The following is a 14,811-nucleotide window of genomic DNA, read 5'->3' as shown; positions in this document are numbered from 1 at the left end:
AAATCGCTGTAGACTTGCCAAGATTTGGGGAAAAAGACGGTAAAAGTGATTGCTTTTAAAGATGCATCGTGCCGTCAGGCATAATCGTGTCGGTTAAGTTTGTCATTGTTAAAACCGCCCCATTGAGATTTGCTGTGGTTAGGTTTGCTTTATTTAAGTTTGCGCCTTCTAAATTTGCCATACTAAAATCGGCGCTGCCAGCATAGGTTCCTACTAGCTGTGCTTTAGAGAGATTAGCTTGGGTCAAAACTGCCATGCTTAAATCCGCATCTAAAAAGGAAGCATGACTGAGATTGCTGCGCACCAGCGTTGCTCTATTTAAATTTGCCTTGCATAAATAAGCATTACTAAGATTTGCACCATTGAGGTTGGCTTTAGAGAGATTGGCAACACTCAGAAAGGCATCACTCATATAGGCATCGCTCAGATCGGTGCTGCTAAGATTTGCCCCACTTAAAATAACGCCACCCAAATTCGCTTTACTGAGAATCGCTTCGTCAATAAGGGCTTCGCTAAAGTTTGCCATAACGCAGCCGGCAAGGCTCAAGTTTGCCTTTGACAATAGGGCATTACTTAAATTGGCGCGAGTTAAAAGTGCCCCCCTAAGGTTGACACGAAACATTTGTGCCCCGATTAAATTTGCCTGCGAGAGATTTGCTCCACTCAGATCGGCACCAGCAAAATTAACTCCTTGAAAGTTAGAGCCACTAAGATTAGTATTTTGAAAATTTTCATTACTGAGGTTGCAATTTCTGAAGTCAACTTGGCTTAAATTAGCTGATTTCAATACCACGCCAATGAATTGGGCTGACACGAAACTCGTTCCGCAAAATATGGCATCCTGCACGATCGCACGATTGAATATCGTGTTTGTGAGATTCGAGCCACTGAGATCGGCACCAGTGAGGTTTGCTTGGCTTAGGTTAGCATTGCTTAAGTTAGCTCTAGACAGATTGGCATCGCTTAAATCGGCACGACTGAAATTTGCATTACTAAGATTGGCATCACTGAGATCGACTCCTTTTAACTTTGCGTCGCTCAAGTCCGTTTTACTTAAATCGATCGCTGCCGTAGGGTTCTTTTCCCGCCAAGTACTCCAAACTGTGGCACCACCCTTGATTTGCCTGACTTGTTTAAGGTCTGCCATAATAACAAACTATCTCCTACTTCCCACCCTAAGTTTATTTAGTTATTCAGCACGAGCAGACTAGGGGTAAAAGTCAAACCCCTATTAACAACTTATCTTGGATTTATCCCGATTCAACGTTTTACTATATTCATTTTAGGAAAAAAGATAGTTTTACGTAAGCCCTCTGTATGACAAAAGAATTGTGTCAAAATGTAAAGCGTGATAATTGTTTCTGACCTCAGTGAAATTTCCCAGCCAACAGCGATCGCTCTTGGCAACTTTGATGGCGTACATCTAGGGCATCAGCATGTGATCGAGCCAGTTTTACCGAGCTCTCGTGCCAATTTATATCCAAAATTTCCATTGGACTTACAAGTAGCTCCCGATCTGTTTGAGCAAGCCCTCATCAGTACGGTTGTTACGTTTAGTCCACATCCTCAAGAGTTTTTTAGCAGCACTCCCCGCCTCCTTTTAACCCCAATCGCTGAAAAAGTCGAGCAGCTTAAAGCTTTAGGGGTGGAGCAACTGGTTTTATTACCCTTTGACGCAGCGTTGGCAAAACTGACCGCTCAAGAATTTATGCAAAAAATTTTAATTGAGCGGCTCAATGTTCAGAAAATTAGTGTTGGATTTAATTTCCGCTTTGGTTACAAACGCCAGGGTAGCATCGCAGATTTGTTAGATGTCTGGGGCAATCATTTGCATGTCGTACCCGAACAAACGATCTCGCTGGAGGGGAATCATCTTGACGGAACGCATCCTGAGAAGAATCACACTACCCCCATTCGCATTAGCAGTTCTAATATTCGTACAGCTTTAGCACAGGGGGAACTGGAATTGGCAAACTCCCTGCTTGGGCGGCCTTATTGTCTGACGGGAACGGTTGTAGAAGGCAATCAACTCGGTCGCCAGTTGGGGTTTCCTACGGCAAACTTACAACTCCATCCGCAAAAGTTGTTGCCGAGAGATGGCGTTTATGCTGTGTATGTGGATGGAATTCCTGCTGGAACCGAACCTTCCATGCAAATACAAACTCCTCCTCAGCCAGTACTTGGTGTGATGAATATTGGGGTTCGCCCTACAGTTTCAGGCGATCGCCTACGCACGATCGAAGTTCACCTGCTCAACTGGAGTGGCGATCTCTATGGCTGCGACTTAACTGTACATTTACTCAAATTTGTACGACCTGAAAAGAAGTTCACCTCCTTAGATGAGTTGAAGGCACAAATCAATGCTGATTGTGATGTAGCGCTAAGTATCAGGAATAGTAAGATTCCTTTCTCCACGGCTTATTAGAAATCTTCAAAAATCTTCAATTTCCATCTGCCCAACCGTAACTGCCACAAAAGCAAAGGCTAAGGTGGCTGGCATCGGATTTTTCATCATAAAGCTCAATAGAAATGCGCTGATACTAACCATTACGGCAGCAATAGACCAAATTCTTTCTTCTTTGCTTAAACCTTTTTCTACTTTAATCAACCTAAGCGTTGAGGAGGGGATAGGCTCAGGCATGACTGCTCCGGGAGGAAAAGCCCAATAATTGGTGTGGCGCTCGATAAATAGATCTGTCCAACCATTTGTATGGCACCATTCGTGAATCCATTCATCGCAAAAGTGTTTCATGTTTTTCCTTGTTTAAATTCTTGATAGCTTTAAGTTTGGTGGGATATTTTTGAGGAATTTAAAAAAAGGGGTGAAACCAAAATAAAATTTGTTGTTTTGTTAGCCTAGCAGGACTTAAAGTATTCCTGAAGAGGTAGATAATAAAATTTACGGTAATTGCCCAAAAAGTTACTTAACTTCACTAAATACCTGTTACATAAACTTGAATTGCGCTCAGGGTAAACGTAATTTCCGATCGCTTAATCAGTAAAAACCAGCGATCGTGCGGTTTACAACCCTTCAAGAAACGAGTATTTATGTAGCTATAGTCATGTAAGTCCTGTAATTAACTCAGCGCATTAACTCAGAGCATTGAATCAAAAATTACTTGCAAAATTACTTGGAATGGGAGGGCGATCGCATGGTTAGTAATGGCGGGATTGTCAGTGAAGCAAAGGCATCATCTCAACCTGAGCTAGCGTCTGAAGTTAGAGCCGAACAACTACAATTTATTGAGTTTCAACTTGATAGCCATATTTTTGCGGCTTTGGAAACAGAGATCGTACAGGAAGTTTTGTCGATCAAAGCTCAAAACGTAGTCCCAGTACCGAATATGCCTTCCACGGTCTTGGGGTTGATGAGTCGTCGCGGTCGCGTTTATTGGACAATCGATCTTGCTATGATGCTTGGTCTCCCGCACTTAAGTGCTGAGGTCAAACAGTATGAAGTCATGATTCTGAATGTAGAGAATCTTTTGTTAGCGGTGGCTGTCCCCAAAATTAAAGGCATGATTAAAGTCTCAGTCAATCTGGTGAGCACTTCTACGCAGTCCTGTCCTACCACCTTAAAATCCTATTCTAAAGGCAGTATGACGCTGCATCAAGAAGACCAAATGCGATCGCCAAGGGTAATTTATGTATTGAAGGCAGAAGCGATCGCGCGATCGGGAATCCTACATTCCTAGTAGCAACTTCCAGACCAGATATAGCCGTAAGGAATTGAGGTGCATTGGATGATGCGTTAACCCGAACCTCACAAACAATTTAGGATTACTACAGCACATTGCTCGATCTCTATGAAAGGATTGATAGTGGATTAGAAATTGAGTAATCGATTTAAGAAATTAGCAATCTATGGAAAAGACAGAAAGTGTTTGGAATCACAAGCCTTGGTGGTGTCAGCCTTGGTCAATTGTTCTAACTGGCTGTGCCATTATTTCAGGTAGTTGGCTCTTGTTTAAAATAATCTGGATAACGGTGCTGGTGGCCTTACCAATTGTGGCTTGGATGGGATTCTTTGTCGGGCTTTATCCCCGTCTATATTTGGAGGCGTTAGCTAATGGTGAATTAGAGAATTTGTAGCGATCGCGGCTTCCTCAAAAATTAGGTGGGTTCGATCTGTCAAAACTGGAAAAGCCAAAACTCGCCAAGATTAACCATCCATGACGTACAGTAAACGATAACGTAAAGACTTGTAACTATGTCTGCTAATCAACAACCAACAACTGCTAAAGAGTCCGCTTCGTCTGAATCTGCGATCGCCTTTACCCCCACAAGGTTTCATATCTCGGCATTAATTCGGATCACCCTTTTGTTGTTGTACATTGCCTTGACCTTGCCGCTAACTTTCTTGGCACAGGCAGCCCATGCGCCCATATCGGTCGAGTGGCTAGGTGTGGGGCTGGCGTTGGGATTTTTGGTGGTGTATGGAGCCGTCAGCGATCGCGTCGATCTGGACGAAGAGGGCATTCGTGTTGGCTATCCGATTTGGGTTCCCCCCTTTATTCGCAAGGGCTGGTCGTTGCCTTGGGCAAAGGTAAAAGCCTTAAAGCCACGCACGACGGGACAAGGGGGCTTGGTTTATTATTTTGTGAGTAAGTCTGGCGAAAGCTACCTGTTACCGATGCGCGTAGGTGGTTTTACCAAACTAGTCAAATTGGTAGAAATTAAAACGGGCATTGACACCACAGATATCCGTCCTTTGGCTCAGCCTTGGATGTACATCATTTTGTTGGTGTTTACGACGATGCTATTGACCGTTGATGGTTGGTCAATTTATCGAATTCTCAACTTCCCATTTCCCAGCGTTTCTTAACGCTCGTTCGGGTTAAAGATGCCGAAGTAAAGCAAGTCAACTGGTTGGAATCAAAAGGTTCGATCCCCCTTACAAAAGGCGGATCTTCCTTTTTTAAAGCTGCCACGCACCTTCATTGCGCCTTCACTGCATAGCCGCCAAGGTTAGCTTTGCCGAATCTGCAACTTGTTCGGCGGGATCCTGAGCTAGTTTCTCTAGTGCCGCTTTAGCGCGATCGCCACCTAATTGCCCCAAAGATTGAGCCACACGATGACGCATCTGCCAGTCTGTATTTTCCACAAAAGGTAGGAGCAAGTCGATCGCTGCTGGATCGCCTAAGTCACCTAGCGCACCGATCGCCGCAATTTTAACCAAATCGTTCGGGTTGTGCAGGGCAGTCGTTAAAAGCTCAAGTCCCTTGGGATCGCCAAGTTCACCCAGGGCTGCTACTACACTGAACTGCATCATCCAGTCGTTCGTCGTTTCGTAAGCGTGCTTTAAAGAGTCAAAGGCAGCAGTGAGCTTTAATGCCCCAATCGAGTCTGCTGCCGCAGCCCGCACATCATTTTCAGGATCGGTCAAAAGGCGATCGCTTAAAATCGCCAATGATTTTTCTAAGTCTTGATTGCCGATCGTAGACAGTTGGCTGACGGCATCATAACGCACGCGCGCGTTACGATCTCCGCTAGCGATCGCTGCTAAGACAAAGCGGTCAGATACGCCTAAACTACGACTATCACTCAGGGCTTTCATCCTCACACCCAAGTCATCTGAGTTTAGTCTCTCTTTGAAACCATCTAAGATTTCGCTCATTCGTCAAAATCCGCTAAAATAATTAAGTGTAGCTTTTAATACATTAAAGCGTAGTTTGACCGATTTTAGTAGGCTAGCGTTTCTAGTGTTTCTCGCAAATAGCTGGCTACCAATTCGTCTAGGTAGGTGTCGTTGCTCCGTTCGGCTGATTCGACAGAGGTTTCACGCGATCGCTGCCACTTGTCAAACCCTGAGCTACTAGCAATCACTTGTTTCAAGTTTTGCCATGTCGCTGAATCCGTGCTTAACCCTTGAAATTGACGAGCCGCACCAGTTCCGCCTATTGATATGCTCATAAAGATTCCCTGCGCTCTTAAGATATGCTGACTAGTTGATAGGTGACTATTTTATTAAGCCTAATCGTTATGCTACCGCACCCTCGCTATCTATAAAGTGTTCGTAGAACACATAAATGCGCAGTAAGTAACATAATGATACAGTTATGGTATCACTTTCTTCGATTTGGCAAAATCTAGAATCGTGAAAATAAGCCTCAAGAGATAGGCTCAGCTTAGATTTCAGCCTCACATACTGAATAGGTTACCAAAACAATACTTTGGAACAATACGATGACTGCTGCAAATACAACTTCAGATTCACCCGATCTAGTTACCCAGCTTAGCCCTAGCTTTGGTTTACCCATTGCATTTGTGCTAATCGCCCTACCCTTGTTGTTTGTACAAATTTGGGTGGCAGTTGCTTTTTCCCTATTTGGCTTGTTTTTAATGTATCAAGCGGCAACCCTGCGTTTAGTATTTACAGCTACTGATTTAGATATCTATCGCTCTGAAACCCAAATCCGTCGGTTTCCTTATCAAGAATGGCAAGCATGGCAAATTTTCTGGTCAGGCCTACCGATTTTGTTTTATTTCAAAGAGGTTAAAAGTATTCATTTTCTCCCCATTCTCTTTGATGCCAAGACCTTAGAAGCTTGTCTAGAAAGACATATTCCCCCTCAATCGCAAAAAGAAAAGTCTTGACTCAATCCTCTCTCTATCTGTCCCCAAAGACGCAACCATTGTTCATTGTTCAACTCCTCAGTATTTTAAGTAAGTAACCATCCATATAGGGAATAAGGAGAAGCCCATGCAATTTCAAACACCCGCTCAAGAAGCTTGCTATCACAAGATTGCGGTTTGGATGCGAGAAATTTTTGGCAAGTTCCCTTGTGCCAGACAGGATGTACCGGGTTTAGGCATCTTTATGGGTTCGGCGTTGGTGGAGGTCTTAGTTTTCCCTTGGAATGAAGATGATGCTGTGATTAACACCCGTTCCTATGTGGTGACAGGCGCAGAGATTAAACCCGATCTGATGCGTTTTTTATTGGATGAGAATGCCAGCATGATCTTTGGTGGTTTTGGGATTGACCCCAATGGGGATATTGTGTTTGAGCATTCCATCGTAGGTTCTACCTGCGATCGCAAAGAGCTAGAATCCTCTGTCAAGGCTGTCTTAGAAATTGCCGATGAGTACGATGATGCGATCGTCGAGAAATGGGGTGGAAAGAGAGCCCTAGATCGACTGGAATATTCGGGTTCGTTAAATGGAATTCATAGAAATTCAAGCTTTAATTGAGGCAAATTTTAATTAAGGCGAAGCGGCTCTAGACAATTTGACAGCCATCGAATCATGACCTGTTCTAGGGTGTGATTATCTTTATGTACCTCTTGTTTTAGCCATTGCCCGATCGCATCTAGAGGTGTGAAACTAGAACCCGTTTGCCAGTTGACATTTACCCCCATAGAGGTGAGATGGTTGCCGGGTAGGGTTTGCACCTTAACTGTAGTTGGGAACTTTTGTTCTAATTGCTGTGCCAAAGAGAGGATTTCATCGATATCGTCATCAAAAAATCGAACTAATAGGTTCCGTTCGGTTTTATAGTTGCGATCGACCAACTGCTTGGTAGCTTCGGGCGAAGGTTCAAATTCCATGCCAGAGATTTCTGGAATTGTACCCGTCAGTTGTTTAAAAAAGGGAATCGATTGATTGGCGCTGTAGTTGTTGTAGGAAATAAAGATATTTCCCGCTCGCTCTGGGTTGAGCAGACTATCGATTAGCAAATGGATTTTGCAGCCCATACTATGACCAACGCCAAACACAGGAAAGTAATCGAGGAATAATTTACTCTTTACCTTTCTAAAGGAACGATGGGCATCCATGGCAATTTGGCGATGGTCGAACGTACTATTTGTGAATGGTGTGGCAACGATCACATAGCCAGTATTTGCTAACTTTTCGAGCACGCGCCCGTAGCTGACATGAGGAGCCGCTGCAAAAAAAGCCCCACCCAAAAAGTGAATGACTGCTTTAGGTGCTGGGGGTGCAATTACCCAACTCTGCTCAATTTGTCTCCATTCCATAGACTTATGCGACTGAATCATGATTGCTCTATTCTAGCTAACGTAGCTTTGCATAGAGGTTGGTTATCATTGGTGTTTTCATAGGAAAAGAGGCTGGACAACGTTATCAGCGTTACTTCAGCCCCAAATTCTTTTGTCATCAATTCGTAATATGGATGCAAAAGCATAGGAATTTATTTCCTATGCTTGCTGTAGATCCTTATTCTTGCTGCAAGTACAGTGCGATCGCTGCTTCTACAATCTCTTTCATCGACTTGCCGCGACTGGCAGAAGCTTGTTGCAACTGTTCGTAGATATTGGTCGAGAGATTGACGCGATGACGCTGATCTTTGGGTTTTGAGGATTTTGATTTTGGCTTTTCGTCAGACTCAGAGATTTCGGGCACATAGCTAGCGGAGAATGCTTGTAAGTCGGCGATGCCCTTGCGATCGCAAAAATCACCAAAGCCTTCACCTTCTAGGCGATCGCGTTTAAAGTAGACAAACAGAGGCTCCAAACCAGATTCTAGTTTGTCAATATGCAGGCGCTGCACGTAGGGTTGAGCCAGACGCGTCGAGTTAAAACTTCCACCTAGCCAAACTTGATATTCCTTATCAGCACTGCCGACTAGGCCCAACTCTGCCATATAAGGACGAGCGCAACCATTCGGGCAACCTGTCATGCGGGTTACGAACTTCTGATCGCCTAAGTCTAATTTCTCTAGCAAGGCACGAATGCGTTCGATGACGCTGGGCAAGATTCGCTCGGACTCTGTAATTGCCAAACCACAGGTGGGGAAAGCTGGACAAGCCATCGAGTAGCGAGTGAGCGGATCGATCGCCTCAGGCGAAAGAATTCCATACTGGTCAAGGATCGATTGGATTTTTGCTTTTAAGTCTGGTTCAACTTCGCACAACAGTAGGTTGTGATTGGGGGTGAGATACATCGGCAAGTGGAAATGCTCGGTGATTTCTCGCAGGGCAGTTTTTAGTTTTAAGCCTTCTCGATCTAAAATGCGACCGTTCTCAATGGAAATACCAACAAAATACTTGCCATCGCCCTGTTCGTGCCAGCCGAGATAGTCTTTATACTCAAACTCAGGCAGAGGTTTTGCGGGTTGCAAGGGCGTGGGGTAATAGTCTTGCAAAATCTGGGTGAATTTTTCCACACCCCAATCATTCAATAGATATTTAATCCGAGCATGACGACGGTTGTGGCGATCGCCATAGTCCCTTTCTAGGGCTACGACAGCTTTGATCACATCATAGATTTCGGCAAGGGGGACAAAGCCGAGGCTGTCAGCTAGCCGCACGATCGTGGCATCGTTGTTATGACTGCGACCCAAACCACCACCGACATAGAGATTAAACCCTTCTAACTCCTGTTGCTCGTTGGTAATGACAACTAGGGATAGATCGTTTGTGAATAGATCGACGGAGTTGTCACCGGGCACAGCGATCGCAATTTTAAATTTGCGCGGCATGTACTGCGTGCCGTAGATCGGTTCGGGATTGTTTTCAATATTCGTATTGACTTTGCCTTTACCCGCACGGTTTCTGGCTTCTGTCACTTCAGGATCTTCAGAAGTTAGGGCTTTTTCGCCGTCTAGCCACACATCATAATAGGCTCCAGCTTGAGGAGCGAGCAGATCGGCAATTTTGACGGCATACTCGCGCGCAAACACATATTCGGGCTTGTGTTTAAACGGTGCGGGTGGAGCCATAACATTGCGATTGATATCGCCACATGCGCCAACGGTCGATCCCATGCTGTGGACGATATCGGCGATGACTGTTTTGAGATTTTGTTTGAGAATGCCGTGAATTTGAAAACCTTGACGGGTAGTTGCCCGTAATGTTTGGTTGCCGTACTTTTCAGAAAGTTGGTCGAGGGTAATATAGAGTTGCCAAGGAATAAAGCCGCCAGGACTGCGCGTCCGCAACATCATGCTGTAGTTTGGCTCTTCACCTTTGGCTTTAGCTCGGTCGAGATCGCGTTCTTTTTGCTGATATGAACCATGAAACTTAAGAATCTGGGTTCCATCTTGACTGAAGAAACTATTGCCGTCAGTCAGTTCTGCGTCAATGGGTCCCCGCAAGAAATTACTCTTTTGTTTTAGTATCTCTACCTTTGATACTTTCACAGTGTTGGTCATGGCTCAGCCGTAAAACATATAATTTGCCTTGCCTATTATAGTCCGATAAGCCCACAGGGATTTCGTGGAAATTTTAAAGAAACTAAAAAAACGAACAAATTACGGCATTATTCATCCCGATCGCAATCGCCGACTACTTTTTGACCAAGAAAATTCCTTTCCTATCAACTTGTTGTAATACTTGTCCGTTCGGTGAAATTACAAACTCAATCTCTTGTGCCGAAATATTTTCTCTATTCCGATCGCCGATCGCAAAAGCTTCTTTGGGGAGAAGTTGCAAGGAGTTGCCATCTAGATAAAACTCACCTTTTGCTTTAAGTCGGACTGGCGATCGCCGCGATCGCTCGGGATCGGCGCTGATGAATATTATTTCCGACTCAAATGTCCGATCGCTATTTAACCAAAGGCTAAATTTAAAATTTACAGGAGTCCCATCATCGAATGTAGTGAACCCCTGAGGAATAGTAGCCAACGTATATTCACCTGCCAGCGATCGCGCCGTAAATTTATCAGATACTCTATCCAGTGTTTCAATTGTCTTCGGCATGCTTACTGCCGAAGTTGTAACAGATGCGATCGTGGATGGTGTAACTGAGAAAGCTAGAAGTAAAGATACAACTGGGATCATGATTTTAAAGGTGTGAAGTTTAGGGTTATTCGTAAGGCTACCCTTCTTTTATTTAAGATCTTTTCTGATAAAAGAAATTCCTGCTTGACCTTCAGGTTTTAACTCTTTACCATCAGTAGAAATTGTGTATTTATCGACACTTGAAGTCACCTTGTCTTCTTTGCCATCGGTCATTGATGATTTGACTGTTAATAGTGCCACATTTCCTTTTACTTCAAACATACCTTTGACTTTGATTTCGCTCCGCCTAATTCCAGTCCCGTCTGGAGATGCGCCAGAAATCATGAGCTGCCCTTCAAAAGTACTGTCAGCTTTAAGAACGATCTTACCTGTAAATTCTTTGATGCCAGCTTTTTTCATTTCTTCTTGTGTGGCATTTGTGATAACAAGGGTATATTCGCCCGCTAGAGATTGAGGGGTAAGCTTTTCGGATGATTTATTAAGCGCATTAATGTTGTCTGCAACAGCGACCATAGTAGGCGACGGAATGTGCTTTGCTACCGTTGAAGCTGATTCGATCGTAGTAGGCGTGAGGGAAAAAGCAAGTACCAGGGCTATGGCAGGAATCATGATTTTACGAATATGAAATTTAAGTTCATAAGTCAAGCTATCCCTTTTAGTTCTAAAAAACAACCCAAATCTTTAGTTCTCTGGGGGATTTTGTTGAAAGGGATAGCCAGACTACAGGAATGAACGAGCCTCTTTAGAACGCGATCGCAATGCTACAAAGACTCAGAGTCAAGGCATCTTGATTATTTCTTGACAAAAGAAATTCCTGTTTGAGCTTCAGGTTTTAACTCCTTACCATCAGCAGAAATCGTGTACTTGTCTACATTAGGAGACGCCTTTTCTTCTTTGCCATCTGCCATTGCTGATTTGGTGGTTAAAAGTGCCATATTTCCTTCTACTTTAAACTCCCCAGTGGCTTTGAGTTCGCTGCTCTTAGGTGCTGGTGGTGTAGCTGGTGTGGGCTCCTTGGGATCGGCAGGAGGTGTACCAGCAATCATTAGTTGCCCTTCAAAAGTACCGTCAGCCTTCAGAACGATCTTGCCCTCAAACTTTTTAATACCCGATTTCTCCATTTCTGCCTTTGAGTTGTCACTTACAACCAAGGTATATTCACCCGCAAGAGATTGAGCTGTAAAGGTTCCTGATGAAGTAGAGGGTGAAGCCGAAGCACTAGGGGAAGTAGAGGGTGAAGCACTAGGGGAAGTAGAGGGTGAAGCCGAAGCACTAGGAGAAGTAGTTGCTGGAGGCGATGCTACTGGAGTTGTCGTAGGTTGACAAGCGCTTACAAGCATTAGCAACGCCACAACAGGTAACGCAGCCTTTTGGATTAAATATTTTGGCATCGAGTTAGACAAGCGGTTTAAATATTAAGTGACCTTTACATATTACTGACTTAGTTGGCGATTCACAATTCATCACAAATGCCAACAGGTAGTATCGAAACCATGAAGAATACTTATGCAAGCAGATCGGCTACAAATTGGATGTCATTTAATTTTCATTCCAAAGAAATGTCTCGATCGCAAGAAAGTCAAGAAGCTGAGAAGCAATTAACAATTATTTCTTAACAAAAGAAATCTCTAATTGATCGTTAGCATCAGGTTTTAGCACTTTGCCGTCAGCAGAAATTGCGTACTTAGCGGGAGGGGAGGGTTTGTCTTCTTTGCCATCGACCATCCGAGATTTTCCAGTAAGAACCACAATATTTGCTTCTACTTTAAAGTCACCTTTGGCTTTGATTTCACTCGTTGTGGGTTTTGTTTCTTTAGGATCTGTGCCAGAAATCTTAACCATTGCTTCAAAAGTGCCGTCAGAATTCAGGACGATTTTTCCCTTAAATTCATTAAGCCCATTTTTTTCCATTGCTTTTTTAGCAGTATCACCAACCATCAAAGTATACTCACCTGCAAGCGATTGAGTCGTAAAGGTTCCTGACGCAGTTGTTGTGGGAGAAGCAGAAGGTGAGGTTGCAGGTCTAGCAGCAGGGGTGGATGCGGAAGGTGAAGCCACTGGGGGTGGGGTTGAAGGTTGACAACCACTCGCCAACATTAGCAATGCAACTAAAGGTAGCGCAGCCCTTTGAATTAAATATTTTGGCATTGAGTTTAGACAAGCAGTTTAAATTTAAGTGACCCATACATATTACTGATTACTGACTTAAAGTTAACGGCTAACAATTTATTACAAATCCTGAGAAATTCGTCATATATATTTTAGAAACATGCGATAAACAGTAAAGAATAATTGCGCGAGTCAGCACACCAGCTCAAATGCCTATTAGGCTTAAAACTCAGAGAATCTAGCGATTAAACAAGAGTAGACAAATATGAAATTGGCTTATTGGATGTATGCAGGGCCAGCCCACATCGGTACACTGCGCGTCGCCAGTTCGTTTAAGAATGTTCATGCCATTATGCACGCCCCTCTAGGAGATGACTATTTCAATGTCATGCGCTCCATGCTAGAAAGAGAGCGTAATTTTACCCCTGTAACCACTAGCGTGGTCGATCGCCACGTACTGGCAAGAGGATCGGGGGAAAAAGTAATTGACAATATCACCCGCAAAGATCGAGAAGAAACCCCTGACCTGATCGTTTTAACCCCCACCTGCACGTCAAGTATTTTGCAAGAAGACCTCAATAACTTTGTCGAGCAAGCTCAGATGAGTTCTACAGGGGATGTGATGTTGGCGGATGTCAATCACTATCGCGTCAATGAATTGCAAGCTGCCGATCGCACCCTAGAGCAAATTGTCAAGTTTTACATTGAGAAAGCTCGCAAGAAAGGCGATCTGCCAGAAGGTAAAACCGCAAAGCCCTCTGTAAATATTATTGGAATTTCCACCTTAGGCTTCCACAATCATCACGATTGTACGGAACTGAAACGCTTGATGGCAGATTTAGGAATTGAAGTCAATCAAGTCATTCCTGATGGGGCTTCGGTACACGAACTCAAGAACTTACCTAAAGCTTGGTTTAACTTAGTTCCCTATCGCGAACAGGGCATCCTAGCAGCTCAATATCTAGAAGCCGAGTTTGGGACTCCCTATGTTGACATTACGCCTATGGGCGTTGTAGAGACAGCACGTTGTATTCGCAAGATTCAACAAGCGCTCAACGCTCAGGGTGCGAATGTGAATTACGAAGAATATATCAATCAACAAACTCTCTATGTTTCTGAGGCAGCTTGGTTCTCGCGCTCGATCGACTGCCAAAACCTCACAGGCAAGAAAGCGGTTGTGTTTGGTGACAGTACCCATGCCGCTGCCATGACCAAGATTCTTGCCAAAGAGATGGGCATCAAAGTAGTTTGGGCTGGCACTTACTGTAAAAATGATGCTGATTGGTTCCGCGATGAAGTCAGCGAATATTGCGATGAAGTGATCATTACCGAAGATCATGGCTTGATTGGCGATGCGATCGCCCGGGTCGAACCTTCGGCAATCTTTGGAACCCAAATGGAACGCCATGTTGGCAAACGCTTGGATATTCCCTGCGGTGTTATTGCGGCTCCCGTTCACATTCAAAACTTCCCGATTGGTTACAAGCCTTTCTTAGGTTATGAAGGCACAAATCAAATTTGCGATTTGGTCTATAACTCCTTTACGCTGGGAATGGAAGATCACCTCCTCGAAATCTTTGGCGGCCACGACACCAAAGAGGTCATCACCAAGGGCATCTCTGCTGACTCGGATATGAACTGGAGTAAGGAAGCTAAGGCGACATTACAACAGATTCCTGGGTTTGTGCGCGGTAAGGTCAAGCGAAATACTGAGAAGTTCGCCCGCGATCGCAACATCAGCGAAATCACCCTCGAAGTGTTTTATGCCGCGAAAGAATCCGTCGGAGCTTAAATTCTAGGCTGGACTGTTTTTTAGCCCTCTCATTCTCAACTCGGGAATCAGGGGGCTTTAATCTTGGAAGATGCTATATGAGCGATCGTAGATAGGCAGTTTATCTTTGTTCGCGAATTTATGAAATTTTAAGATCGGCACGTCATTTTATGAGAATGATTATCAAGCATTTGGCTTTCGATTGGGTCAAAAGCCAAATGCTTGAATTTA

General features: G+C 44.1%; 17 protein-coding genes. 7 read left to right on the top strand and 10 right to left on the bottom strand.

What is annotated here, in order from left to right:
• Positions 1-55: 55 nt before the first annotated feature.
• Positions 56-1,147 (bottom strand): pentapeptide repeat-containing protein, encoded by a 1,092-nt coding sequence (locus tag V2H45_RS02900; RefSeq protein WP_330482110.1) that lies wholly within the window; start codon positions 1,145-1,147, stop codon positions 56-58.
• A gap of 201 nt (positions 1,148-1,348) precedes the next feature.
• Between V2H45_RS02900 and V2H45_RS02895 the strand changes: the two genes are divergently transcribed.
• Positions 1,349-2,425: a bifunctional riboflavin kinase/FAD synthetase gene (locus tag V2H45_RS02895; RefSeq protein ID WP_330482109.1), complete on the top strand. Its 1,077-nt coding sequence runs from the start codon at positions 1,349-1,351 to the stop codon at positions 2,423-2,425.
• A gap of 6 nt (positions 2,426-2,431) precedes the next feature.
• Here the strand turns inward: V2H45_RS02895 and V2H45_RS02890 are convergent, their stop codons facing one another.
• Complete coding sequence (locus V2H45_RS02890) at positions 2,432-2,752, bottom strand: slr1957 family protein (protein WP_330482108.1); 321 nt, start codon at positions 2,750-2,752, stop codon at positions 2,432-2,434.
• Between the two features lie 367 nt (positions 2,753-3,119).
• On the opposite strand from V2H45_RS02890, the gene V2H45_RS02885 reads away from it, so the two are divergent.
• From V2H45_RS02885 to V2H45_RS02875, 3 genes are all read left to right on the top strand, one after another.
• A complete protein-coding gene (locus V2H45_RS02885) occupies positions 3,120-3,695 on the top strand; it encodes a chemotaxis protein CheW (RefSeq protein ID WP_330482107.1) in 576 nt (191 codons plus the stop codon).
• A gap of 169 nt (positions 3,696-3,864) precedes the next feature.
• Entirely contained in the window at positions 3,865-4,092 is a 228-nt protein-coding gene (locus V2H45_RS02880; RefSeq protein ID WP_330482106.1) for a DUF6737 family protein, read from the top strand.
• 118 nt (positions 4,093-4,210) lie between these two features.
• Complete coding sequence (locus V2H45_RS02875; protein ID WP_330482105.1) at positions 4,211-4,825, top strand: hypothetical protein; 615 nt, start codon at positions 4,211-4,213, stop codon at positions 4,823-4,825.
• A gap of 123 nt (positions 4,826-4,948) precedes the next feature.
• On the opposite strand, the gene V2H45_RS02870 is transcribed toward V2H45_RS02875, so the two are convergent.
• Both V2H45_RS02870 and V2H45_RS02865 read right to left on the bottom strand, forming a co-directional pair.
• On the bottom strand, positions 4,949-5,617 hold the full coding sequence (locus V2H45_RS02870) for a HEAT repeat domain-containing protein (protein ID WP_330482104.1): 669 nt from the start codon (positions 5,615-5,617) through the stop codon (positions 4,949-4,951).
• A gap of 65 nt (positions 5,618-5,682) precedes the next feature.
• Positions 5,683-5,913: a hypothetical protein gene (locus V2H45_RS02865; RefSeq protein WP_330482103.1), complete on the bottom strand. Its 231-nt coding sequence runs from the start codon at positions 5,911-5,913 to the stop codon at positions 5,683-5,685.
• Positions 5,914-6,186: 273 nt separating this feature from the next.
• Between V2H45_RS02865 and V2H45_RS02860 the strand changes: the two genes are divergently transcribed.
• Together V2H45_RS02860 and V2H45_RS02855 are read left to right on the top strand one after the other, a co-directional pair.
• Complete coding sequence (locus V2H45_RS02860; RefSeq protein ID WP_330482102.1) at positions 6,187-6,597, top strand: DUF3119 family protein; 411 nt, start codon at positions 6,187-6,189, stop codon at positions 6,595-6,597.
• A 106-nt stretch (positions 6,598-6,703) separates the two neighbouring features.
• Positions 6,704-7,192: a T3SS (YopN, CesT) and YbjN peptide-binding chaperone 1 gene (locus V2H45_RS02855; RefSeq protein ID WP_330482101.1), complete on the top strand. Its 489-nt coding sequence runs from the start codon at positions 6,704-6,706 to the stop codon at positions 7,190-7,192.
• A gap of 8 nt (positions 7,193-7,200) precedes the next feature.
• On the opposite strand, the gene V2H45_RS02850 is transcribed toward V2H45_RS02855, so the two are convergent.
• From V2H45_RS02850 to V2H45_RS02825, 6 genes are all read right to left on the bottom strand, one after another.
• Complete coding sequence (locus V2H45_RS02850; RefSeq protein WP_408648704.1) at positions 7,201-7,977, bottom strand: DUF1350 family protein; 777 nt, start codon at positions 7,975-7,977, stop codon at positions 7,201-7,203.
• A 199-nt stretch (positions 7,978-8,176) separates the two neighbouring features.
• Positions 8,177-10,111: a sulfite reductase, ferredoxin dependent gene (gene sir, locus V2H45_RS02845; protein WP_330482099.1), complete on the bottom strand. Its 1,935-nt coding sequence runs from the start codon at positions 10,109-10,111 to the stop codon at positions 8,177-8,179.
• 133 nt (positions 10,112-10,244) lie between these two features.
• Positions 10,245-10,739, bottom strand: a complete 495-nt coding sequence (locus V2H45_RS02840; RefSeq protein ID WP_330482098.1) for a hypothetical protein — start codon at positions 10,737-10,739, stop codon at positions 10,245-10,247.
• A gap of 48 nt (positions 10,740-10,787) precedes the next feature.
• Positions 10,788-11,309, bottom strand: coding sequence for a hypothetical protein (locus tag V2H45_RS02835; protein WP_330482097.1), 522 nt, complete (start codon positions 11,307-11,309; stop codon positions 10,788-10,790).
• A 182-nt stretch (positions 11,310-11,491) separates the two neighbouring features.
• The gene (locus tag V2H45_RS02830; RefSeq protein WP_330482096.1) at positions 11,492-12,091 is read right to left on the bottom strand and encodes a hypothetical protein; all 600 of its coding nucleotides are present in this window, start codon (positions 12,089-12,091) and stop codon (positions 11,492-11,494) included.
• Between the two features lie 214 nt (positions 12,092-12,305).
• Entirely contained in the window at positions 12,306-12,848 is a 543-nt protein-coding gene (locus V2H45_RS02825) for a hypothetical protein (RefSeq protein WP_330482095.1), read from the bottom strand.
• A gap of 226 nt (positions 12,849-13,074) precedes the next feature.
• Here V2H45_RS02825 and bchB point away from each other — a divergent pair, with 226 nt between their 5' ends.
• On the top strand, positions 13,075-14,601 hold the full coding sequence (gene bchB, locus V2H45_RS02820) for a ferredoxin:protochlorophyllide reductase (ATP-dependent) subunit B (RefSeq protein ID WP_330482094.1): 1,527 nt from the start codon (positions 13,075-13,077) through the stop codon (positions 14,599-14,601).
• Positions 14,602-14,811 lie beyond the last annotated feature (210 nt).

Source organism: Tumidithrix elongata BACA0141, assembly GCF_036349135.1.
GTDB classification, from domain to species: Bacteria; Cyanobacteriota; Cyanobacteriia; order Pseudanabaenales; family Pseudanabaenaceae; genus Tumidithrix; species Tumidithrix elongata.
Note: the sequence above shows the minus strand (reverse complement) of the source record. Positions and strands in the feature narration are given on the sequence as shown.

What these genes read in the sequence shown, in the direction of transcription:
- V2H45_RS02900 (WP_330482110.1), bottom strand. Translation starts at nt 1,147, where the DNA reads ATGGCAGACCTTAAACAAGTCAGGCAAATCAAGGGTGGTGCCACAGTT.
- V2H45_RS02890 (WP_330482108.1), bottom strand. Translation starts at nt 2,752, where the DNA reads ATGAAACACTTTTGCGATGAATGGATTCACGAATGGTGCCATACAAAT.
- V2H45_RS02880 (WP_330482106.1), top strand. Translation starts at nt 3,865, where the DNA reads ATGGAAAAGACAGAAAGTGTTTGGAATCACAAGCCTTGGTGGTGTCAG.
- V2H45_RS02875 (WP_330482105.1), top strand. Translation starts at nt 4,211, where the DNA reads ATGTCTGCTAATCAACAACCAACAACTGCTAAAGAGTCCGCTTCGTCT.
- V2H45_RS02870 (WP_330482104.1), bottom strand. Translation starts at nt 5,617, where the DNA reads ATGAGCGAAATCTTAGATGGTTTCAAAGAGAGACTAAACTCAGATGAC.
- V2H45_RS02865 (WP_330482103.1), bottom strand. Translation starts at nt 5,913, where the DNA reads ATGAGCATATCAATAGGCGGAACTGGTGCGGCTCGTCAATTTCAAGGG.
- V2H45_RS02860 (WP_330482102.1), top strand. Translation starts at nt 6,187, where the DNA reads ATGACTGCTGCAAATACAACTTCAGATTCACCCGATCTAGTTACCCAG.
- V2H45_RS02855 (WP_330482101.1), top strand. Translation starts at nt 6,704, where the DNA reads ATGCAATTTCAAACACCCGCTCAAGAAGCTTGCTATCACAAGATTGCG.
- V2H45_RS02850 (WP_408648704.1), bottom strand. Translation starts at nt 7,977, where the DNA reads ATGGAATGGAGACAAATTGAGCAGAGTTGGGTAATTGCACCCCCAGCA.
- sir (WP_330482099.1), bottom strand. Translation starts at nt 10,111, where the DNA reads ATGACCAACACTGTGAAAGTATCAAAGGTAGAGATACTAAAACAAAAG.
- V2H45_RS02840 (WP_330482098.1), bottom strand. Translation starts at nt 10,739, where the DNA reads ATGATCCCAGTTGTATCTTTACTTCTAGCTTTCTCAGTTACACCATCC.
- V2H45_RS02835 (WP_330482097.1), bottom strand. Translation starts at nt 11,309, where the DNA reads ATGATTCCTGCCATAGCCCTGGTACTTGCTTTTTCCCTCACGCCTACT.
- V2H45_RS02830 (WP_330482096.1), bottom strand. Translation starts at nt 12,091, where the DNA reads ATGCCAAAATATTTAATCCAAAAGGCTGCGTTACCTGTTGTGGCGTTG.
- V2H45_RS02825 (WP_330482095.1), bottom strand. Translation starts at nt 12,848, where the DNA reads ATGCCAAAATATTTAATTCAAAGGGCTGCGCTACCTTTAGTTGCATTG.
- bchB (WP_330482094.1), top strand. Translation starts at nt 13,075, where the DNA reads ATGAAATTGGCTTATTGGATGTATGCAGGGCCAGCCCACATCGGTACA.